Raw genomic sequence first — 21,326 nt, 5'->3', positions numbered from 1 at the left:
ATGGAAAAAATCTTACTGATCGGAACAGGGCCAATGGCAGTAGACTACGCAAGCGTCCTAAGTGCATTTTCAAAAGTACCCACCGTAATTGGAAGGGGTGAAACATCTGCGGCCGTCTTTGAAGCAAAAACCGGGATAAAACCGATGTTAGGGGGTGTCGAAAAGTACCTCGATTCGAATTCCTGTGAAGGTGACCTTGCGATAATTGCGACCGGCACCGAAGCTTTGATGCCCACTTTATTGCAGTTGGTTCGCTCTGGCGTAAAAAAAATATTGATTGAGAAGCCTGCAGCAATTAGCATTGAAGAGTTACTCGAAAACTCGGAGAAACTAATGCCATTCAGTGATTCTGTTTTTATAGCTTACAACAGACGGTTTTACGCGTCCGTTATTGAAACGATAAAGCTTATTGAAGAAGATGGTGGATTGCGGTCCATGAGTTTTGAATTTACAGAATGGGCGCACCGTATTGAACCATTACAGAAAGCGCCGGGAGTAAAAGAGAACTGGTTTTTTGCTAATTCTACACACGTAGTTGACCTTGCCTTTTTCATTGCAGGAAAGCCTAAGGAATGGAGTTGTTTTTCAGGCTCCGGGGCCATTACATGGCATGCAAAGACTAATTTTGCAGGTGCGGGCATTACTGAGAAGGACGTTTTGTTTTCCTACCTGTCGAATTGGGAGAGCGCCGGTCGATGGTCGTTGGAATTATTGACTGCGAATCGCCGCATTTACCTTAAGCCCTTAGAGGAAATTTTAATACAGCAGAAAGGGAGTGTCAACATCGAGAAGCATACCTTTGACGATGCTATGGACAAAGATTTTAAACCTGGTTTATTCAAACAGGTTGAAGCTTTCTTTAGTGCGGGTAACAGCTCGATGATTTCGTTAAAGGAACACATGGCGCAAAGCAAAGACGTTTTTCAAAAGATTTTAAATTGAGATCATGAATTCCGAAAAGAAAATCCTGTGTGTTGCTGATTCGCTTTCGATGCCGAGAGAAGGTGTCGCTTATGAAGACACCTGGGTCTACATGCTGAAAAAAAAGTTGCCTTATGAAGTAATCCAACGCTCACAGCGTGGATTAACCTCCGCACACATTCTCAAACATGGAGAATTTCTGGAATATTATAGTCCTCATACCGTCATACTTCAGGTAGGAATTGTGGATTGTGCTCCAAGATATATGCCCGCAAATTCAAACTGGCTTAAAATCATTAACAAGCTTCCAAAACCGGCGAAGTCTGTATTTTGGAAGTATTTTAAAAAATACAGGCAACGGAAAGCAAGTTATGCAGATGTAACACCGGAACAATTTCGAAAAAATATCGAAGAATATTGTGCACGATGCCTGAAAATCGGAGTGAAAGAAATCCTTATTATAAAGATTGCACATCCCGGAAAGGCAATGTTTGGAAGGAATCCTGGCGTATTGGAACAGATTGTCGTTTACAATAGGATCTTTGATGAAGTCGAAAGTAGGAACGCCGGCCGCGTTTATTGTGTCAATCCGATACCCACACAAAATGATAGTCTTTTTACCGAGGATGGATACCACTTAAATAATGCAGGGTCTAAAAAAGTAACATCTGACTTGCTGGATGTGATAACCCGTATAAACGCCGCGCCCAATGTCTAACGCCCAAAGCAAATCCATCAATGCGTTCTTCTGGACTTTTATGAACATTTTTGGTGTGCAGGTTATCAATTTTGGTGCGTCAATAATTTTAGCTAGAATTTTACTCCCCGCCGAATTCGGGCTAATCGGAATGATTTCCATTTTCATCAATATCGGAAATTCATTGGTTGATAGCGGAATGACATCCAGCCTGATCAGGACTCAAAATCCAGATCAAAAGGATTATTCAACGGTTTTTTTCATGAATATGCTGATGAGCGTAATCGTTTATTGCATCGCTTACACTACAGCGCCATTTCTTTCTGATTTTTATGGGCAGCCCATTTTGACAGATTTGATCCGGGTATATTGCCTTGTCTTTATTATTTCATCGTTTACAATCATCCAAAGCACGAAGCTTAATAAACAGATGGAGTTTAAAAAGCAGTTGATCTTAAACATTCCATCGTTAATTCTGGGCAGTGCGATTGGGATTTACATGGCTTACTCAGGATTTGGCGTTTGGAGCATCGTGTGGATGAATCTTGCGTATAAATTCTTCGGGACAGTTCAGTTGTGGTTTTTTTCAAAGTGGCTGCCGACCTTTGAATTTGACATGGATCGTTTAAAAGTGCACTGGCTTTTCGGTTATAAATTAACGCTGTCCGGGCTGATGAACACCCTCGTAAGCAATGTGTATAACATTATTATAGGGCGTTTTTTCTCCGCTGCACAACTTGGATTTTTCATTCGTGCAAAATCAATACAGGAGTTGCCTGTGGTTAATATTTCCAACGCATTGAATAAAGTTACCTATCCTTTATTCGCTGGAATTATGGATGATGATGAAAAACTAAAATCTGTTTACAGTCGTTTAATTCAGCAGGTTTTTTTTTGGATCACACCTTTAATGCTAATATTCATAGTGATCGCAGAGCCGTTTTTTCGCTTTTTACTGACTGAAAAATGGGTCCCCGCAGTACCCTACTTCCAGATATTGTGCCTTGCGGGAATCGTAATGCCCCTAAATACCTATAACCTCAATATTTTGCTGGTTAAAGGCAAAAGCAACCACTACCTAAAGCTGATCAGTATCAAGAATGCACTCACCGTCCTGGGCACATTATTGGTAATCCCGCTTGGAATCAACGGCCTGATTTGGAGCCTTGTAATCGTGGCAATGCTTAACTTCTTCATCAATGCGCACTTTTGCGGTCGCCTGATCAATATGAATGTCTGGGAGCAAATCAGAAAGATTGGTCCAATCCTGCTATTGAGTGTCACAATGGCTTTACTCACATACGTGATTAGTATTTATATACAAGATATCATCAACAAGGATATTTTTAAAATCCTGATTCCCGGAACAATAGGGTTTGCTTTTTATATCGGGATGGCCATGGTTTTTAAATTTCCTGCTTTATTGGAACTTAAAGGGATGCTGAAAAAGAAATAGATGGTAAAGCCTACAACAAAAATCGGATTTTTGGTACACACTGAATACCATATTATGGCTGCCCTAAGCCTTATTGCTGACGAGTATGCCGGAGCGGATTATGAAATCACTATCTATCAAAGTGAAGATTTTGCGAAAAGGCGGTTCCAATTTGAAAAAAATATCCATCTTCGGGAGAACATCAGCTATAAGGTTGTTCGGTATGAAGATCGTGACTTTAAATTCAATCAAGATATCGTCAACGCAATACGCGAAATTCTTGAAGCAGACTTTTCCAAATTCTTCATATTCAATAATCATGGTTTCCTGCCCGCTTATCTCGCGAAAAGGCTTTATAAACAGGGAACCGAAATTGCGCTGTGTCCTGATGGGATGAAGCCCTATTCCAACAACCAAAAACTGTCACCCAGGTGGAGTTTCAGGTTTATGTTGAATTTCTTCAAATTTACCAAAGCCAATAAATTACCGTTTGTTTTCTATTTCCCTAAATTGGTTTACGCAGGACTTAAAGAGATTGGTACCGTGCTGGTGCAGTTTCCTGAGTCATATGAAAATAAAACTTCAAAAAAAGTTGAAAGGATAGCGATACTGTCGTCAGATAATGCGATTGAACTTGTAAACAACTATTTTAAGTTTGATATAAAGAAGGAAATAAGCAGTACCGTTAAGGTCATTTTCTTTATTAACCAGCCATCTAAAAATCAGGAACTATGTGATTTTGAAATACAAGTGTTGCAAAGTCTCCAAATAAAGTTTCCCGATTTTAAATTGATTATAAAGTTGCATCCCACAACGGAACAAAGTCAGCGAAGCCGCTTCGAAGCTTTAGCGGGTGTTGAATTCATCACCAAATCATATCCGGCTGAACTTTATATCGCCGAACTTCAGCAGAGTAAACTGCTTAGTTTTTGGTCAAATGCCTGTGTTATCGACAATCCGGAAGTGCAAACCTATTGGCTGCATCCCATATTGGCTGCTAAAAAATTATTGCCCGGTTACATCCAGATTAAGAATCCGACAAAACATATAACGGAATTGCATTCCATCGAACAGATAAAATGAGTTTTACCCTCGAGAAAGATAAGTCAAATACGCTCTGGAGCTACGTACTGTTTGTAATATGGCCTTTTATGGCTTTTATTTCATCTGTGCGCAATTTCAGTTATCACTACGCAAAAAACATCATTGTATTTTTTTACGGACTTTTCGGTTTTACGTTCATTTACAGTGAAACATCCGACTCTTTTCGGCATGCCATCACTTTCGAATCTGCTGCGAACAGGCCTTTTGTAGAGTTTTTTGAAATTGTCAGCGGACTGTATTCAGAGGACGGACAGAAGCCCGACATTTTCATGGATTTTATTGCCTTTGTAGTTTCAAGATTTACGAATGACTCCAGATTTTTCTTTATGGCGCTGGGATTGATTTTAAGCTGGATGCTGATGAAGAATATAGACTTGTTTAATAAATTGTATGCCAAAAAGAAAACGACCATCGGGCTGATTTTCCTGGTATTTCTTTTTGTACTGATTCCGCCTTCCCGAATACTGTCTTTCCGCCACTATCTTGCGTCAATGGTTTACCTGTTCGCCGTTTACCAGTATTTTACAACCAAAAAGCCAATCTTCTTAATAGCGATTGCATGTTCTGTTTTCGTTCATTTTGGATTTTTACTGGTGGTCGCGTTGTTTTTTGTTTATAAATACATTGGAAAAAGCAGAAACAATATCTACTATGTCCTGATTATCCTTTCGTTCTTTTTTGCGGAACAGGCCAGTGCTGTAATCAGGCAATTTGGTGTCGGGCTTGACATTGGTGTAGATAAAGTAGTTAATGGATATACCAACGAAAAATACCTCCAGCGTGTTTCGGAATATCAGGAAAATAGGGTAGGAATTATAAATGTTTACATCAGGCTTACGACTCTTTTTATGTTTTTCTCCATATTGTATCACAAATTCCGCAATAAGTTTTTTGATGCGATCTCTGAGCAGCTTTATTCATTTGCGCTGTTAATTTTTGCTTTTGTTAATTTTACCCAGGGTCTTGAATCGATTACAAACCGCTTCAGTATCGTTTTTCAACTCCTCACCTGTGTTTTTTATATTCATTTGTATACGAATAATGAAGTTAAAAAAAGTAACATTTTCAAATATACTTCGATTGGTTTTTTACTACTTAATTTTGTCATTCTTACCAGGATTACGATAGAATATGCCAATATTGTGATGGTCACACCTTTGCTTCCGCTGTCGTTTTTGACCGATTCTCAGACGACAATATTGGACTTTATCAAATAACTATGAAGCTTAAGAATACGATCCTGAATTTTCTATACAATTCAACAGGTTGGAAGACCAAAAGAAAACTCATTGTCATTGCTTCTGACGACTGGGGCGGCATTCGCGTGGCATCTGCGAAAGCTTCAGCAAAGCTCACCGCAGCCGGAATCACAATGGACTCAAACCGTTTCAATAAATTCGATGTACTCGAGTCCAATGACGATATGGAGCTACTGCTTGCGGTGCTTTCAAAACACAAAGATTTCAAAGGAAATAATGCCGTCATGACAGCGCTTACCAACGTGGCAAATCCTGATTTCGACAAGATCAGGGAAGGTGGTTTCAGCGATTTTTACTATGAAAGATTTACGGAAACCTTAAAGCGTTATCCGAACCATGATAATGTTTATAATCTGTATCGTTTAGGGATAGCAAACGGGATTTTTATCCCCGAGTTTCACGGACGGGAACACGTCAATATACAAAGGTGGATGCATGCGCTACAGCAGGGCCACATCAATTCAAGATTGGGTTTTGACCATCAGTTTTTTATGATGGATTCAAAAGATCTGTTGCCGGAAATCAAGAAGAGCTTCGGCCCGGCATTCGATGTTGATTCACCCGATGAAATTGAAAGCCATAAGCGTATCATCACCGATGGGTTAAACATCTTCCATGAATTATTTGGCTACAAAGCCACCTTGTTTACCGCACCATCACTACTTTACAACAACGGGTTGGATCAGACCCTTTCCGAAAACGGGATTGCCCTGATTGACGTTAAGAAATACAACAAGATGCCAATGGGAAATGGTCAGTCTAAATCCGCATTTTTCCCGTTTGGCAAAACCAATAATACAGGGCAGCATTACATACAGCGCAATGCTGTTTTTGAGCCGAATTTGTACGAAACTAATGACACGGTCGATTCGTGCCTTTCAGAGATTGCTGCCGCTTTCCGCCATAATAAGCCGGCAATAATAAGCAACCACCGCGTGTGCTTTTCGGGCGGAATTGATTTAAAAAACCGTGATAAAAGCTTAAGCGCATTAGATAGCTTACTAAGACAGATATTGGAAAAATGGCCGGACGCAGAGTTTATCCCTGCGTCGCAGCTGCAAACCATCATGAATCGCTAAATGTTCCTAAAAAACATCAAATCCGTTATTGGCCAAAATCTGCACAACCTCAAAGGATGGAGCTCTAAACGGAAAATTATTGTCATTGAGTCTGACGATTGGGGCAGCATTAGAATGCCGTCAAAAGAAGTGTACGATAGCCTCATAGAAAGTGGCATAAGGGTAGACAGGGATTTTTTTGCCAGATATGATTCGTTGGCCAGTGAAAGCGACCTCAACGCGCTTTTCGACGTACTATTATCCCATCGGGACAAAAACGGAAACAATCCCGTCATTACCGCAAACGTCATTGTGGCAAATCCGGATTTTGAGAAAATAAGGGCCTCAGATTTTTCGGCCTATTTTTATGAAAGATGCGATGAGACGATGCGCCAATACCCAAAGCATGCCAATGCTTTAAGCCTTTGGAAAGAGGGGATGCAGAAGCGCATTTTTCATCCGCAGCTCCACGGTCGTGAACATTTGAACGTCAGTTTATGGATGAAATTCTTAAAGGAAAATTCCACTGAAACACGAATGGCTTTCGATAAGAATATGTTCGCCATCAATCCTGAAATCAGTAGCGAAAAACGAAGCACTTACATGGCCGCGTTTGAGTACCAGCATCCATCTGAAATCGAAGGGCAACGGGAAATCATTAAACAAGCCCAGCAAATTTTCACTGAGCTTTTTGGATACAAGTCCAAATCTTTTATTGCGCCAAACTACATTTGGGATGCTGCACTGGAATCCACGATGAACGACTGCGGGATTCAATACATACAGTCCTCCAGAAGCCAGATCACGCCAAAGGATGCGTCAGGAAAGCGCCGCTATATTAAGCATTTTACCGGCGAAAAAAACAAGCATGGACAGTTATTCTTAGTCAGGAATTGTATTTTTGAACCCGCGGTAGATGTTTCCAAAAAGCACGTTGAGGTCTGTCTTTCACAGATCGAAGCCGCTTTCCGCTGGCGAAAACCGGCGATTATTTCATCCCACAGAATCAACTATGTGGGTTTCATGGATGAAAAGAACAGTATCGCAAACCTGAAAATGCTGGACGAGCTGCTGAGCAAAGTATTGAAGAAATGGCCTGATGCCGAGTTTATGACGTCAGACCAGCTTGGAGATTTGATCAGTTCAGGGCACTAGATTATAAAATATTTTTTAAAAGGACGCATATGAATTTGAGGTATGGAAATGCCTTTAAGGCGGTAAGGAAAGTAGCAAAATACACGTTGAGCGCCATGTATCCGATGGTCGTCAGGATTTGTCCGTTGCCCAAAGTGATGTCGATACCGGAAACACTGGAAAAAATCAATAGGGACAAATCATCGATTGCACGGTTTGGCGATCAGGAGTTCTTGTACTTTCTGGACAAGTTGAATCTGCCGTTTCAAAAATACGATGAGCGGCTTGCAACTATGATGAAGGAAATTTTAATGTCAGAGGAGCCAAACATTTTGGTCGGTTTACCCATCGGTTATTATTCCCTCGAAAACCTTTCCAAACGCACCACACGGTTTTGGCGTTGCCAGATCGCATGGGTATATCCGCGTTTGAGAAAACACTTAAGGCCCGGAAAAGTGTATGCCAACGCCAGCATGACCCGACTTTATATGGATTATGAAGACAAATCCAAAAGCGGCGGCTACTTTGAAATGGTCCGAAAAATATGGGACGGCCGCGATGTTCTTTTGCTGGAAGGTGAAAAAAGCCGTCTCGGAGTAGGGAATACGCTTTTTGACAATGCGACGAGCCTTCAGCGCATCCTTGGTCCGGCGCAGCACGCTTTCTCCAGGTTTGACGACCTGCTCGCTTCGGCAAAACAACACCCAAAAGACAAGTTGATTCTGGTTGCGATGGGTCCTACCGCAAAACCGCTGGCGTTTGAGCTGGCCAAAGCCGGTTATCAGGCAGTGGATATCGGGAACCTCGATATTGAATACGAATGGTACCTCAGGGGAGCGACGTCAAAAGTCGTAATTCCCGGGAAATACACCAGTGAAGCCGTGGGCGGCAGGAATGTCGCAGATATCAATAACGAAAAATACAATGCGCAGATCATCGATCGGAAATTATAGGCTATGCGTTTAAAAATCCTGATTATCGGCCCGGCACTTTCGATGGGCGGCATGGAAAGAGCCAGTGTGAATCTGGCAAATTCGCTCGCTGACGAAGGATATGCGGTAACCTACCTGGCCATATTCAGCAAACCGCATTTTTTTAAACTGCACGCATCGATTGCCATTTTTGAACCGGAGGGATTCAATGTAAAAAAACTTGATTTGATGAGAACCTGCCTGTGGATCAGAAAATCGGTTAAAGAGATCAATCCGGAGACGACTTTGGTTTTCAATAAATTCTATGCGGCGTTGACACTTTTAGGATTGGTGGGTACCGGCAGGAAAGTTTTTATTTCGGAACGTTCCAGTCCGTTTTACCAATGGAAGCGGAAAATCAATTTGATCAATAAATTCGCATTTACAATAAACCCGCCCACGGGTGTGATGGCACAAACGACGATTGCAGCCGAATACCAACGCAAGTATTACGGTAAAAATGTGTTTGTCAAAGTAATCCCAAACGCATTAAGAAAGGTGGCGCTTTACCCGGAACTGAAACGGGAAAATACCATTCTGGCTGTAGGCCGTTTTGGAGATCGCCTGAAAGGGTTCGACCAGTTGATTGTCGCTTTCAGCAAAGTCCAGAATAAAGATTGGAAGCTTGTGTTTGCCGGAGGTGATGAAGACGGTGATGATTTGAAAGCACTGGCACGCAATCTGGGCGTTTTCGAGCGCATTGTTTTTCTTGGGAAAGTCACCGAAATCGACAAAATATACGCTACTGCGGGAATTTTTGTGATTCCGTCCAGGAGTGAAGGATTCCCGAATGCCCTGTGCGAGGCGATGGCGGCAGGCGTACCCTGCGTCAGTTTTAATTTTACGGCAGGCCCTGCGGATATTATTACAGACAATTTTGATGGAATCATCGCCGAAAATGGGAACGCAGACGCTTTGGCACAAGCCATCGATAGCCTGATCAGCGATCCGGAAAGAAGAGACACAATCGGAAAAAACGCCATGGCAATTGTTGAAAGGCTGGCGCCGAAGAAGATCAGCAGCGAGGTGATTGACTTAATTTTCAATAAAAAATAGATGGCAAAAATCAGCATCATCATTCCGGTATATAACGTTGAGGAGTTCCTGGACAAGTGCTTTGAAAGTATCATGGCGCAGACGTTTAAGGATTTTGAGGTGGTTGTTGTTAACGACGGGTCAAAAGATGGCAGCGCTGCCATTTGTGACCGCTGGGCGAAAGATTTTGATCAGATATCGGTGATCCACAAAGAAAATGAAGGTGTTGCGATTGCCCGAAACTTAGGGATCTCGAAGTCCTCCGGTGATTATTTCTATTTTATAGATCCGGATGACTGGATTGAGCCAGAAACGCTTCAGGAAAATTACGACCTGGCCCTTTCGGGGAATTATGATATGGTCATTTTCGGTTACCAGAAAGAAACGGTCACCAACGCGGGCACCCAGATTTCAGCTTCAAAAATCAATGAAAGAAAATTGAACGACCGGTTGCAGGTCAGTGACGGACTCGTTCCACTTTTAGAATCGGGCGCCAGATTTTCAATTTGGAACAAGTTGATAAGGGCCGCGGTCGTGAGAGATAATAACATTGTTTTTCCGAAATTCAAAAGAGGGCAGGACATCGCATTCATGCTTGACGTTTTTAAAAATATTACTTCGCTCGTTTCCAACCCGAAGATATACTACCATCAATATGCTTTTGTTTCAGTAGAGAAATATAACCCTGATGCTGTCAAAAACCATGTGTTTTTCCTCCGTCAGTTTTTCAATTTGTACGAAGGATGGATGCAGAAAAAGCAGAACTACAATTATTTTGTAAAGCTTTTTGTGCTGTGGTTTTTTCACGTGATTCCGAGTTCGATTGCAGCCAATTCAAGACTTACCTTCGGCGAAAAGCAGAAAGCCCTTAAAGCGATTTTCGAGGAAGCGGAAGTCACACAGTATCTCGATACTTTTGAACTGGGCAAAATCCACAATAAATCAATTAAGTTGTCTTTAGCTATTTTAAAGGCCAAAAGTTTTTTACTATTGTATATTGTAACCAAAATGAAGCTCTTTATGATCAACAACCTGAATACGAGTATTTTCAGGAAGTTATATAATAAATAGTTGTAGCATACTAACCAAAAACAAATGCGATGCTTTTCAATTCTATAAATTTTGCCATATTTCTGCCCATAGTTTTTTGTATTTACTGGATTTTAAGTAAAAACCTCAAGGCACAGAATGTACTGCTGCTCGTATCCAGCTACTTTTTCTATTCCTGTTGGGACTATCGGTTTTTATTCCTGTTGATATTTTCAACTTTTCTGGATTACTATACCGGAATTAAGATGAGCGAAGCATCCAGCGTCAAAGCGAAAAAGTTTTGGTTTTGGCTGAGTATTTCGGTAAACGTCGGGTTTTTGGGTGTTTTTAAATACTACAATTTCTTCGCGGAATCTTTTGCCGAAGCGTTGGCCAATATTGGATTACACGTAAATCCTGCTTCACTTGATATTGTGTTGCCCGTCGGCATTTCGTTTTATACTTTCCATGGCCTTTCCTACGTAATTGATATTTATAAAGAACGCATCAAACCCGAAAAGGATTTTATCGACTATGCCGTATTCGTAAGTTTCTTTCCGCTTTTGGTCGCTGGACCGATCGAAAGGGCAACACACCTTTTGCCTCAGATCCAAAGAAAGCGTACTTTCAACTATACACAGGCTGCGGATGGTTTAAGGCAGATTCTGTGGGGCCTTTTTAAGAAAGTTGTCATTGCCGATAATTGTGCACAGCTGGCCAATACCATTTTTAACCACTCGGACCAGTATAGCGGCAGCACGCTGGTTCTGGGCGCTGTATTTTTTGCATTCCAGATTTATGGTGATTTCTCCGGATACTCAGATATCGCTTTAGGAACTGCAAGGCTTTTTGGAATCGAACTGCTTCGGAATTTTGCCTTTCCGTATTTTTCGAGGGATATCGCCGAATTCTGGAGGCGCTGGCATATTTCACTGACAACCTGGTTCCGTGACTATTTGTATATTCCGCTCGGCGGAAGCAAGGGAGGAACATGGGTCAAGGTAAGAAACACGTTTATCATTTTTATCGTCAGCGGCTTTTGGCACGGGGCCAACTGGACATTTATCGTTTGGGGACTTTTGAATGCGATATACTTTTTGCCGCTGTTGCTGATGAATAAAAACCGGCAGCATATTGAAATTGTAGCACAGGGGAAATATTTCCCGTCGATAAAGGAACTGCTGAGTATGGCCGCCACGTTTGGCCTGACGGTGCTTGCCTGGATTTTTTTCAGGGCGGAATCATTGGGACATGCGATGCGTTACCTGGGTGGTATATTTTCAAAATCGTTGCTCACCGTGCCAAACCTCGAAAAATTTTATGTCAAACTAACCGGAATCACAATCGTGTTGTTGGTATTTTTCCTGCTGATTGAATGGATTGGCCGCGAACAGCAATATGCATTGGCAAAGATTAGTTTGCGCTGGCCAAGACTGTTGCGCTGGTCGTTTTATGCTTTCCTGATTTTCCTGATTGGCATGTACATGAGTACCAATGAAACGCCGTTCATTTACTTTCAATTTTAATCTGCCGCAGTATGAAAAAGTTTATAAAATCACTACTCGCGTTTGCTGCTTTCACTGTTGTTTTTTATGTCATCATGGTTTGTGTGTGGGGCAGTGTTGTACCAAAGAAGCTTAACCTGAACATGATGTACCGTATTGGATCAAATGGGCATATGAATAGCAGGTTAAAGGAAGCGAAACAGACGGAAAATGTCGATATCCTTTTCCTGGGATCGTCTCATGCCTACCGCGGCTTTGATACGCGGATTTTTAAGGAAGCAGGCTACAACAGCTTTAATCTTGGATCGAGTTCACAATCCCCAATCCAGACTGAAATCCTGTTGAAGCGTTATCTGGATAAGCTAAACCCAAAAATGGTCGTTTACGAAGTGTATGCCAATACTTTTTGTTCAGATGGCGTGGAATCGTCGCTGGATATTATCGCGAATGATAAAAATGATGCCAAATCGCTGGATATGGCATTTCGTCAAAACCACATCAAGGTCTACAATACCCTTATTTTTGGATTTTACAGCGATTTAATGAAGCGAAATGCAAAATACAAGGAGAAGGCGGACAAAGGAGAAGATCATTACGTTAGAGGCGGCTTTATTGAAAAGGACCTGCGTTATTTCAAGAATGTCAAATATGATAAAAAGCGGAAATGGGAATTCAACCCGGCACAATTTGCTGCATTTGAACGCAACATTGCGCTGTTGAAGAAGAAAGGTATTAAATTTGTGCTCGTTCAGTCACCGATTACCCCATCGTTGTACCAATCGTATGAAAACAACAACGTGTTTGATGAGAAAATGAAAAAATACGCTGATTCAAATTACTACAATTTCAATGAAATAGTCCGCCTGAATGATTCTTTGGATTTCAATGACGCGGACCACCTGAACCAAAATGGCGTGAATAAATTTGACCATCAATTCATTGAGAAGGTTTTAAACCGAAAATAAGTCCACTGCATGAAGCCAAAATTGATCAGGATCACCACAGCTCCCATATCCATGAATATTATTCTCAAAGGGCAATTGGCTTTTATGGAGCAATATTTTGAGGTTATTGGGGTGACGGCTTATGATGAAAAGCACTTCAATGAGGTGGCTGCCCGCGAGAACATACGGATGTTCGAAGTCAATATGAGACGGACGATTTCGCCCATTCAGGACCTGAAATCCCTTTGGAAGCTGTATCGGTTTATCAGAAAAGAAAAGCCCGAAATAGTACATACCCATACGCCAAAAGCCGGCCTGCTGGGTATGCTGGCGGCCAAGATGGCGGGTGTGCCGGTAAAATTGCATACGGTAGCAGGAATGCCATTGGTAGAAACTACGGGTGCAAAACGCCAGCTGTTGAATTTTATCGAAAAACTCACATACCGTTGCGCCGATAAGATCTATCCGAATTCGAAAGGCCTCGAAGACATCATTTTTGAGAATCGTTTTTGTAAAAGAGAGAAGGCAAAAGTGATTGCCAACGGGAGTTCTAACGGTATTGATACCGATTATTTTACCCCGGATTCCATTAGCGAAAGAGTAGCCTTTAACCAACAGTTCCGTGAACAAAATGGAATTGCCCAGGACGATGTCGTATTTTGTTTCGTTGGGCGTTTATGCGTCGAAAAAGGTATCGCTGAACTGGTTACCGCGTTCCGGAAACTTCTGGCGCAGAACCCAGGGACACCAATTAAGTTGTTGTTCGTGGGACCTTTTGAAAAAGAAAATGGTGCATTAAGTCAGGAAATGGCTGATGCGATTACTTCCATTCCGGAAATCATATATGTAGGGCGCCACGACGACATCAGGCCTTATTTGTCAATTAGCGATATTTTTGTTTTCCCAAGTTATCGCGAGGGTTTTCCGAATGTGGTCTTACAGGCCGGCGCCATGGGATTGCCGTGTATCGTAAGCAATATCAATGGCTGCAACGAGATCGTAAAAAACGGCGAAAACGGCCTTATCGTCGATGTCAAGAGCAGCGATGCTGTTTTCGATGCGATGCAAAAATTGCTTCATGACACCGACTTAAGGAACAGCCTGGCCTCCAAAGCGCGCGAAAATATTGTGGCTAATTATAAGCGTAACATCATTTGGCAGGCACTACTAACCGAATATAATTTTTATATAGAACAAGTTAAAAAATGATTTACAAATTTTTAAAAAGGTATCTGGAATCCTTCGCGGCATTGGTGGCACTCATCGTATTTTCACCAATTATTATCGTTACGACGATATTGCTTGCGATACAAAACAACGGCAAACCATTTTTTTACCAACGGCGCCCCGGGAAAGACCAGAAGCCCTTTTACATTATGAAGTTTAAGTCGATGACCGATGCCAAAGATGCCGACGGAAATCTACTGCCGGACAACCAACGAATTACCAAACTGGGCGCCCTCGTAAGGAAAACTTCCATTGACGAGATTCCACAGCTTTTTAATGTGTTGAAAGGCGACATGGGAATTATCGGACCGCGTCCATTATTGTTTAAATACATTCCGCTCTACAATGAAGAACAGCTGCGTCGCCATGAAGTGCGTCCCGGGATGACGGGCTGGGCACAGATCAACGGGCGCAATTCGATCAGTTGGGCCGACAAATTCAAGCTTGACGTTTACTATGTAGACAATGTTTCACTACTTTTGGATATCAGGATATTCTTCATGTCTTTTATGAGGATTGCTAAAAAACAAGGTGTAAATCAAAGCGATGAACGCCCAATGGAGCCTTTTAACGGAAACAATTAAAATGAAAAGGATACTTTACTTAGGCTATTATCTAAAGGAGATTGACAAACGCAAATTGGAGAAATTTGTAAAACATGCGACCCAGGATGGCAGGTCGAAAATTGCACTTTGGAGTGACATCATCCAGTCATCACTGAAATACAATATCTCCATTCTCGATTATTTCTATTTCAGATTTTATGAAGCGGATAAAGAGCAACGCGAAACCTATGCGGGTACTGGATTTATGTACGAGTATCAGCTGAAAATGAATCCAAAAGCATCAAGGGATATACTGGAAAACAAAATCCGGTTTATTGACAAATACCGCAAATTTATCATCAGGGAAGCTGCACCGGTATCGGTTTTAAGACAAAATCCTGAAGTGTTGCAAAGCTTGCTTCAAAATCCCAGTGGAAGGCTGGTTGTCAAAGGTTCCCTCGGGCAGGTCGGTGCTGAGGTGAAGATATTGAAGGCGGGCGATTTTACCGGCGAAAGCCTGTTAAAGTATATGGAAGCCAATAAGTTTGATCTTTTGGAAGAATATGTTGTACAGCATCCGGCGATTATGGCAATGTCGCCTTCCGGGCTCAATACCATCCGGATATTTACACAGATTAAGGACGGAAAACTGCACTACCTCGGGGCACGGTTCAGGATTACGATCAACTCTGAAGTAGATAATATGGCGGCGGGAAATCCTGCGGCACCGATAGATATAGCCAGTGGCATCGTTGACGGTCCTGCCGTTTTCAGTGATATCACCAGAAATGAAATCACAGTACACCCGGTAACCGGAGTAAATATCATTGGTTTTAAAATTCCGTATTGGGAAGAAATAAAGACGATGATGGAGGAAGCAGTATTCCTCTATCCGGAAAACCAATCGGTGGGCTGGGATGTAGCGATTTCTGAGAAAGGCCCTGAATTGATTGAGGGAAATCACAATTGGTGTAAGTTGCTTTGGCAGTTGCCGGCAAAAAAAGGCTTAAAGGGCGAGCTGAGACAATTTATGCAATAATGAAGGAAAAATTACTTATTATCGGCGCCGGAAATATCGGTGGTTATATTTCTTACAATATCGAAGATTTCGGGGATTATGACGTTCTTGGTTTCCTTGATGACAACCCGGATAAAATCGGAAAAAAAATGTATGCGCATCAGGTTCTTGGTAATATTGCTTCGATAGACGAGCACCTTCATGAAGGTCCTGTATCGGTAGTGGTGGGTATTGCAAACCCTAAAATTAAAGATCGGATCGTGCGTTTCCTGAAAACAAAAGAGGTGCGGTTTCCTAACTTTATTGCGCCCGACGTATGGCTTTCAAGAAAAGTCGATTTGGGTGAAGGCATTATCCTTTATCCTGGCGTCTGCATTAACTACGAAACGGTATTAGGCGACTTCGTGATCATGAATATGAATTGCAGTATCGGGCACAATTGTAATATCGAAACCGGATCGACGCTCGCACCGGGCGTTAATTTTGCAGGTTTCACACATTCAAAACCATTCGCGGATATTGGAATTGGGGCATCTACGATACAAGGCGTATCGATCGGTGAATTTAGCAGGATAGGTGGACAGTCTATTTTGATTAAAGATATTCCGGATTATGCGGTGGCTGTCGGAAATCCCGGCAGGGTCATCAGAATTGACCAATCATAGCATCATTTAATGATAAGAATCTTTGACGTTTTAATTTCATTTACTGCAATAATCATTTTACTTCCGGTATTTCTGATTATCGCAATCGTGATTTTGGTTAAAGACGGGAGGCCGGTTTTTTACGCACAATCGAGGTCAGGAAGATATTTTGAGAATTTCAGCATATACAAGTTCCGGACGATGGTTCAAAATACCGACGACCGAACGGGATTGACACAGGGAACCGACGATTCAAGAATTACTACCGTTGGCAGTGTGCTAAGGAAAACCAAATTAGATGAACTGCCGCAATTGCTAAATGTGCTGATTGGTAATATGTCAGTCGTCGGGTCCAGGCCACAGGTGCCATTTTATACAAATAAGTTCCGGGATTATTATGAAAAAATACTTGTAAAAAAACCAGGGATATTGAGTCCGGCTGCGATAAAATTCAGTGACGAGGACGAAATTCTCGCCCAGGTTGACAATCCTGTGAAATATTATGAAGAGGTGCTCGTCCCTATAAAATGCGAAATGGACATTGCGTTGGTAGAAAAATTCGGAATAGGGAGTTATTTTTCAGTAATACTGGCATATATAAAAAAGGTTTTTTCAAAAGACAATTAGGGCAGATGCCTTATTGACAGCAAACGCAACATTTTATAAATTACACACGATAAAATCCATACGATGAACAACGATAAGATTTGGCTTTCCTCACCACACATGGGTGGAGCAGAAGAACGTTTTGTAAAGGAAGCATTTGATACGAACTGGGTGGCTCCATTGGGTCCAAACGTAACAGGACTTGAACAGGACTTGGAAGTGTACCTGGGCGAAGGGGCATTTGTTGGCGCTTTGAGTTCAGGGACTGCCGCAATCCATTTAGGACTTATATTACTCGGTGTGAAGGCTGGCGACGAAGTAATCTGCCAAAGCATGACTTTTTCTGCGTCTGCGAACCCGATTCTGTATCAGGGTGCAACCCCTGTTTTTGTAGACAGCGAGACAGAAACCTGGAATATCTGCCCAATATCACTTGAGGCGGCCATCAAAGACAGGATCGCGAAAGGTGTTACGCCAAAAGCAATCATACCTGTGCATCTATACGGCGTCCCCTACCAGGTGGACAAAATTCGCGATATTGCTGACCGCTATTCCATTCCAATTTTGGAAGACAGCGCAGAAGCTTTGGGTAGTACCTATAAGGGCCGTAAATGCGGGACGTTTGGCGATATTGGCGTTCTGTCGTTCAACGGGAACAAAATCATTACTACGTCAGGTGGTGGTGCCATCGTAACAAAAACGAAGGCGCTCAAAGACCGGGCGGTGTTTTTTTCGACGCAGTCCAGAGACAACGCGCCGCATTACCAGCATAGCGAAATTGGCTATAATTACCGCATGAGCAATATCTGTGCGGGCATTGGCAGGGGACAAATGGAAGTACTTGACAGGCATGTCGCGTTGCGTCGTGAAATGAATGCATTTTACAAGGAGCTGTTTTCAGCAATTGATGGGGTTGAGGTGTACGATGTACCCAGCAAAGATTATTTTTCAAACTGCTGGCTGACGACTGTTATTATTGATGAAACCAAAGTAAGGAACGGTAAAAACCGCGAAGATTTTCGATTATTTTTAGACGGCTTAAATATTGAAAGCCGTCCACTGTGGAAGCCCATGCACCTGCAGCCCGTATTTGAAAAGTACCCTTTTTATGGAACGGATGTAAGCGAGAAACTGTTCGAACGGGGATTATGTCTTCCATCGGGGTCAAACCTTATGCAGGCGGAAAAAGACAGATTACGGGACGCAATTCAGAATTTTTTCAGATAATGCCCGTGAAATAAGCACATTTAATCAAATTTTATGGAAAGCAAGATTAATTTTAATTTATTTTTGCTAAATAAATTCTGATAATTAATTTTTCAAAAATACATTGGAAAGCACAAAAAAATCGACATTTAGGGCAGTGACAGATCACATTTCAAAACGACTTCGGTCTGTAGGCGATGTGCGCAATCTCAGTTATCTTCCACGTTGGATCATCCTGACGCTGGATATGCTTGTGGTTTGTTTCTGCGCATTGATAACTTATAAGATGCTGGCCGAAATGGATAAAAACTTTATCCATAAAACCTGGGTGGTTTATATCGTTTCGGGTTACTTATTTTATAATCTTTTTTTCTTCTGGCTGTTAAGGACATATTCTGGGATTATTCGTCATTCATCATTCATTGATGCGGTGAAGATTTTTATCTCGTTGTTCCTGACATTGATCTTTTTAGTGCTGACAAATTATGTGTTTTATTTCTTAAACGGCCGAAAGCTGTTTATGAATGCCGGGTTGTTCATCAATTTTATTTTCTCTTTTTGCGGATTGTTCCTTTATAGGATTGTTGTGAAGCAAACTTTCGAAATCTATTTTTCGGGAAAGAAAACAAACGAGCTGATCCGGGCACTTATTTATGGATCTGATGCCAATGCCATTTCAGTGGCCAATGCCTTAAAGTCCGAAAAGCCGTTGCGTTTCAGGATTGTCGGTTTTGTCGACAAACAGAATCAGAATTCTTCCAAGCGAATTCTAAATTTGCCCATCCTGAACCTTTCCAAACGAATTCCCGTCATTATGCGTTCCATTGAGGCAGAAGCATTGATCATCGCTGACAAAAGCCTTGCCAAAGAGGAGAAGCTTGTGATTGTGGATGAATGTTTGGAATACAATTACAAAGTGTACACTGTTCCTCTTATTTCCGATTGGGAGGACAGGAAGGAGATTTCCCAGAAGGTGAAAACATTTCAGATTCAGGATTTGCTCGAACGCAAGCCGATCGTTTTGGATAACAAATCGATATCTACCCAGTTAAATAACAAAACCGTACTGATTACCGGAGCTGCAGGCTCAATTGGCAGCGAAATTACGAGGCAGGTTATAAATTTCAACCCGAAAAGGGTCATCATGCTTGATCAGGCGGAGACACCGCTGCACAACCTGACGCTGGAGATCAACCAAATTTTCACTGAAGCGAGGACAAACAGCGTTATAGGCGATGTAAGAAATCGGGATTCGATGGTGCAGGTTTTTGAACGATTTAAGCCTGATGTCGTATACCACGCTGCTGCATACAAGCACGTGCCATTAATGGAAGAGAATCCGTCTCAGGCGATTTTCGTCAATGTCATGGGAACGAAAAACCTCACTGATTTATCATGTGAATATAATGTCGAAAGTTTTGTGATGGTTTCGACAGATAAGGCGGTAAATCCCAGCAACGTAATGGGAGCCAGTAAGCGAATTGCCGAAAAATATGTGCAGTCGCTACACCACAAATTGGTGGAAGGCAACACCAAATGCAAAACAAAATTTATAACAACGCGTTTCGGAAATGTACTTGGATCCAATGGTTCTGTCGTACCGCTGTTTACCGAACAGATTGCCAAAGGCGGTCCGGTAACGATTACCCATCCAGAGATTATAAGGTACTTTATGACGATTCCTGAGGCTTGTCAACTGGTACTTGAAGCCGGTGCGATGGGTAGAGGAGGAGAGATTTACATCTTCGATATGGGTAAACCTGTTAAGATTATAGACCTCGCCAATAAAATGATCAGGCTTGCTGGTTTTACGCCGGACAAGGAAATCAAAATTCAAATTGTTGGTTTGCGCCCAGGCGAGAAGTTGTATGAAGAGTTGTTAAACGACGCTTCAAAGACATTGCCAACACATCATGAGAAAATTATGATCTCACATGAGGTGAACGAAGAGTTTGAAACGGTTTTCACAGAAATCTCAGAACTAATCGGGTTAGCACTTTCTCATAGTAAAAGTGAAATCATTGTTGGGAAAATGAAAGTTATCGTCCCGGAATTTAAAAGCCTTAACTCAGATTTTGCTTCTTTGGACAATGTGCTAAAGACTGCGTCGTCAAAGAATGATTGAATAGGGACTGTGTAAATGTAAATGACTATATTTGCTCCATTTTAAACTAAAACTATACGCCCTGGCTATTTTAATTCAAAATCGATTATGATAAAGAGAATATTGCTGTTTTTAATATTTGTTTTCGCTTTCGCTTCATGTGCTTCGAATAAAAATGTTCATTATTTTCAGGGAATTGACGATTCCAAATCGAGTTCGGAGAAAGTGAACTTCGAACCACAATTACAACCTGACGACCTTTTGCTGATCATCGTTTCCGCACCAGACCCTGAAGCGGCGGCACCCTATAATCTGCTCACTTTTTCTGATTCAGGTGTTGGCAGGACAGATAATGCTGCTTCCAGTTCAAGGTATCAGACTTATCTGATTGATAACAACGGCGAAATAGAATTTCCTGTATTAGGGCGTATCAAAATGGGAGGTTTGACCAAGTCGGAAGCCGTAGAAAAATTAAAATCGTTGTTGCGAAAGTATATCACTTCGCCTATCATTAATTTAAGGATTATCAACTACAAATTCTCCGTAATGGGAGAGGTGGCAAGGCCAGGCCTTTTTAATGTTCCGACGGAGCGGGTCACACTTCCTGAAGCAATTAGTATGGCTGGAGATCTTACTATTTATGGTGATAGGAAGCAAATCCTGGTCATCAGGGATGTGGACGGCGTGAAAACCCATAACTTTATCGATATCACATCTGCTGATTTTATAAATTCACCGTTTTATTACCTGGATCAAAATGATGTTGTATACGTAAGGCCTAACAAAACGCGGGTAAATTCGTCTGTGGTTGGACCAAACGTGACAGTCGGTATTTCGGCTGTTTCCCTTTTAATAACTATTATTGCTTTAATTGCAAGATAAAT

20 protein-coding genes are annotated in these 21,326 nt (G+C 41.8%); all 20 read left to right on the top strand.

All coding sequences use genetic code 11. The annotated features are described in order from the left end of the window. The 20 genes from CFE23_RS03425 to CFE23_RS03330 all read left to right on the top strand — a co-directional run bounded on the left by CFE23_RS03425 (position 1) and on the right by CFE23_RS03330 (position 21,324). Positions 1-942 (top strand): Gfo/Idh/MocA family oxidoreductase, encoded by a 942-nt coding sequence (locus CFE23_RS03425; protein ID WP_291084030.1) that lies wholly within the window; start codon positions 1-3, stop codon positions 940-942. A gap of 4 nt (positions 943-946) precedes the next feature. Beyond that, the gene (locus CFE23_RS03420; RefSeq protein ID WP_291084027.1) at positions 947-1,639 is read left to right on the top strand and encodes a hypothetical protein; all 693 of its coding nucleotides are present in this window, start codon (positions 947-949) and stop codon (positions 1,637-1,639) included. Next, a complete protein-coding gene (locus CFE23_RS03415; protein WP_291084024.1) occupies positions 1,632-3,074 on the top strand; it encodes a lipopolysaccharide biosynthesis protein in 1,443 nt (480 codons plus the stop codon). The genes CFE23_RS03420 and CFE23_RS03415 overlap by 8 nt, the downstream gene beginning before the upstream one ends. Then, on the top strand, positions 3,075-4,136 hold the full coding sequence (locus CFE23_RS03410; protein ID WP_291084021.1) for a hypothetical protein: 1,062 nt from the start codon (positions 3,075-3,077) through the stop codon (positions 4,134-4,136). Beyond that, complete coding sequence (locus CFE23_RS03405) at positions 4,133-5,374, top strand: EpsG family protein (RefSeq protein WP_291084018.1); 1,242 nt, start codon at positions 4,133-4,135, stop codon at positions 5,372-5,374. The genes CFE23_RS03410 and CFE23_RS03405 overlap by 4 nt, the downstream gene beginning before the upstream one ends. A gap of 2 nt (positions 5,375-5,376) precedes the next feature. After that, a complete protein-coding gene (locus tag CFE23_RS03400) occupies positions 5,377-6,495 on the top strand; it encodes a polysaccharide (de)acetylase (RefSeq protein WP_291084015.1) in 1,119 nt (372 codons plus the stop codon). Continuing rightward, positions 6,496-7,629 carry a polysaccharide (de)acetylase gene (locus CFE23_RS03395; RefSeq protein ID WP_291084012.1) on the top strand — a complete coding sequence of 378 codons (1,134 nt, stop codon included), beginning with the start codon at positions 6,496-6,498 and terminating at the stop codon, positions 7,627-7,629. A gap of 29 nt (positions 7,630-7,658) precedes the next feature. Further along, entirely contained in the window at positions 7,659-8,561 is a 903-nt protein-coding gene (locus CFE23_RS03390) for a GT-D fold domain-containing glycosyltransferase (RefSeq protein WP_291084009.1), read from the top strand. Positions 8,562-8,564: 3 nt separating this feature from the next. Then, the gene (locus tag CFE23_RS03385) at positions 8,565-9,635 is read left to right on the top strand and encodes a glycosyltransferase (RefSeq protein ID WP_291084006.1); all 1,071 of its coding nucleotides are present in this window, start codon (positions 8,565-8,567) and stop codon (positions 9,633-9,635) included. Further along, entirely contained in the window at positions 9,636-10,685 is a 1,050-nt protein-coding gene (locus CFE23_RS03380; RefSeq protein ID WP_291084003.1) for a glycosyltransferase, read from the top strand. Between the two features lie 29 nt (positions 10,686-10,714). Beyond that, on the top strand, positions 10,715-12,169 hold the full coding sequence (locus CFE23_RS03375; protein WP_291084000.1) for an MBOAT family O-acyltransferase: 1,455 nt from the start codon (positions 10,715-10,717) through the stop codon (positions 12,167-12,169). Positions 12,170-12,180: 11 nt separating this feature from the next. Next, entirely contained in the window at positions 12,181-13,113 is a 933-nt protein-coding gene (locus tag CFE23_RS03370) for a hypothetical protein (protein WP_291083996.1), read from the top strand. 9 nt (positions 13,114-13,122) lie between these two features. After that, positions 13,123-14,301 (top strand): glycosyltransferase family 4 protein, encoded by a 1,179-nt coding sequence (locus CFE23_RS03365; RefSeq protein ID WP_291083994.1) that lies wholly within the window; start codon positions 13,123-13,125, stop codon positions 14,299-14,301. Further along, a complete protein-coding gene (locus CFE23_RS03360) occupies positions 14,298-14,903 on the top strand; it encodes a sugar transferase (RefSeq protein WP_291083992.1) in 606 nt (201 codons plus the stop codon). The genes CFE23_RS03365 and CFE23_RS03360 overlap by 4 nt, the downstream gene beginning before the upstream one ends. 1 nt (position 14,904) lies before the next feature. Continuing rightward, the gene (locus CFE23_RS03355) at positions 14,905-15,903 is read left to right on the top strand and encodes a sugar-transfer associated ATP-grasp domain-containing protein (RefSeq protein ID WP_291083990.1); all 999 of its coding nucleotides are present in this window, start codon (positions 14,905-14,907) and stop codon (positions 15,901-15,903) included. After that, positions 15,903-16,547 carry an acetyltransferase gene (locus tag CFE23_RS03350; protein ID WP_291083988.1) on the top strand — a complete coding sequence of 215 codons (645 nt, stop codon included), beginning with the start codon at positions 15,903-15,905 and terminating at the stop codon, positions 16,545-16,547. The genes CFE23_RS03355 and CFE23_RS03350 overlap by 1 nt, the downstream gene beginning before the upstream one ends. A gap of 9 nt (positions 16,548-16,556) precedes the next feature. Further along, the gene (locus tag CFE23_RS03345; protein ID WP_291083986.1) at positions 16,557-17,153 is read left to right on the top strand and encodes a sugar transferase; all 597 of its coding nucleotides are present in this window, start codon (positions 16,557-16,559) and stop codon (positions 17,151-17,153) included. Positions 17,154-17,216: 63 nt separating this feature from the next. Then, the gene (locus CFE23_RS03340; protein ID WP_291083984.1) at positions 17,217-18,359 is read left to right on the top strand and encodes a DegT/DnrJ/EryC1/StrS family aminotransferase; all 1,143 of its coding nucleotides are present in this window, start codon (positions 17,217-17,219) and stop codon (positions 18,357-18,359) included. Between the two features lie 103 nt (positions 18,360-18,462). After that, positions 18,463-20,463, top strand: a complete 2,001-nt coding sequence (locus CFE23_RS03335; protein ID WP_363331545.1) for a nucleoside-diphosphate sugar epimerase/dehydratase — start codon at positions 18,463-18,465, stop codon at positions 20,461-20,463. An 87-nt stretch (positions 20,464-20,550) separates the two neighbouring features. Continuing rightward, on the top strand, positions 20,551-21,324 hold the full coding sequence (locus CFE23_RS03330; RefSeq protein ID WP_291083982.1) for a polysaccharide biosynthesis/export family protein: 774 nt from the start codon (positions 20,551-20,553) through the stop codon (positions 21,322-21,324). Positions 21,325-21,326: the final 2 nt, after the last annotated feature.

This window comes from Flavobacterium sp. BFFFF1 (genome assembly GCF_002256285.1).
Classification (GTDB): domain Bacteria; phylum Bacteroidota; class Bacteroidia; order Flavobacteriales; family Flavobacteriaceae; genus Flavobacterium.
This window is presented reverse-complemented; position numbering and strand designations above follow the sequence as displayed.

What these genes read in the sequence shown, in the direction of transcription:
- CFE23_RS03425 (WP_291084030.1), top strand. Translation starts at nt 1, where the DNA reads ATGGAAAAAATCTTACTGATCGGAACAGGGCCAATGGCAGTAGACTAC.
- CFE23_RS03420 (WP_291084027.1), top strand. Translation starts at nt 947, where the DNA reads ATGAATTCCGAAAAGAAAATCCTGTGTGTTGCTGATTCGCTTTCGATG.
- CFE23_RS03415 (WP_291084024.1), top strand. Translation starts at nt 1,632, where the DNA reads ATGTCTAACGCCCAAAGCAAATCCATCAATGCGTTCTTCTGGACTTTT.
- CFE23_RS03410 (WP_291084021.1), top strand. Translation starts at nt 3,075, where the DNA reads ATGGTAAAGCCTACAACAAAAATCGGATTTTTGGTACACACTGAATAC.
- CFE23_RS03405 (WP_291084018.1), top strand. Translation starts at nt 4,133, where the DNA reads ATGAGTTTTACCCTCGAGAAAGATAAGTCAAATACGCTCTGGAGCTAC.
- CFE23_RS03400 (WP_291084015.1), top strand. Translation starts at nt 5,377, where the DNA reads ATGAAGCTTAAGAATACGATCCTGAATTTTCTATACAATTCAACAGGT.
- CFE23_RS03395 (WP_291084012.1), top strand. Translation starts at nt 6,496, where the DNA reads ATGTTCCTAAAAAACATCAAATCCGTTATTGGCCAAAATCTGCACAAC.
- CFE23_RS03390 (WP_291084009.1), top strand. Translation starts at nt 7,659, where the DNA reads ATGAATTTGAGGTATGGAAATGCCTTTAAGGCGGTAAGGAAAGTAGCA.
- CFE23_RS03385 (WP_291084006.1), top strand. Translation starts at nt 8,565, where the DNA reads ATGCGTTTAAAAATCCTGATTATCGGCCCGGCACTTTCGATGGGCGGC.
- CFE23_RS03380 (WP_291084003.1), top strand. Translation starts at nt 9,636, where the DNA reads ATGGCAAAAATCAGCATCATCATTCCGGTATATAACGTTGAGGAGTTC.
- CFE23_RS03375 (WP_291084000.1), top strand. Translation starts at nt 10,715, where the DNA reads ATGCTTTTCAATTCTATAAATTTTGCCATATTTCTGCCCATAGTTTTT.
- CFE23_RS03370 (WP_291083996.1), top strand. Translation starts at nt 12,181, where the DNA reads ATGAAAAAGTTTATAAAATCACTACTCGCGTTTGCTGCTTTCACTGTT.
- CFE23_RS03365 (WP_291083994.1), top strand. Translation starts at nt 13,123, where the DNA reads ATGAAGCCAAAATTGATCAGGATCACCACAGCTCCCATATCCATGAAT.
- CFE23_RS03360 (WP_291083992.1), top strand. Translation starts at nt 14,298, where the DNA reads ATGATTTACAAATTTTTAAAAAGGTATCTGGAATCCTTCGCGGCATTG.
- CFE23_RS03355 (WP_291083990.1), top strand. Translation starts at nt 14,905, where the DNA reads ATGAAAAGGATACTTTACTTAGGCTATTATCTAAAGGAGATTGACAAA.
- CFE23_RS03350 (WP_291083988.1), top strand. Translation starts at nt 15,903, where the DNA reads ATGAAGGAAAAATTACTTATTATCGGCGCCGGAAATATCGGTGGTTAT.
- CFE23_RS03345 (WP_291083986.1), top strand. Translation starts at nt 16,557, where the DNA reads ATGATAAGAATCTTTGACGTTTTAATTTCATTTACTGCAATAATCATT.
- CFE23_RS03340 (WP_291083984.1), top strand. Translation starts at nt 17,217, where the DNA reads ATGAACAACGATAAGATTTGGCTTTCCTCACCACACATGGGTGGAGCA.
- CFE23_RS03330 (WP_291083982.1), top strand. Translation starts at nt 20,551, where the DNA reads ATGATAAAGAGAATATTGCTGTTTTTAATATTTGTTTTCGCTTTCGCT.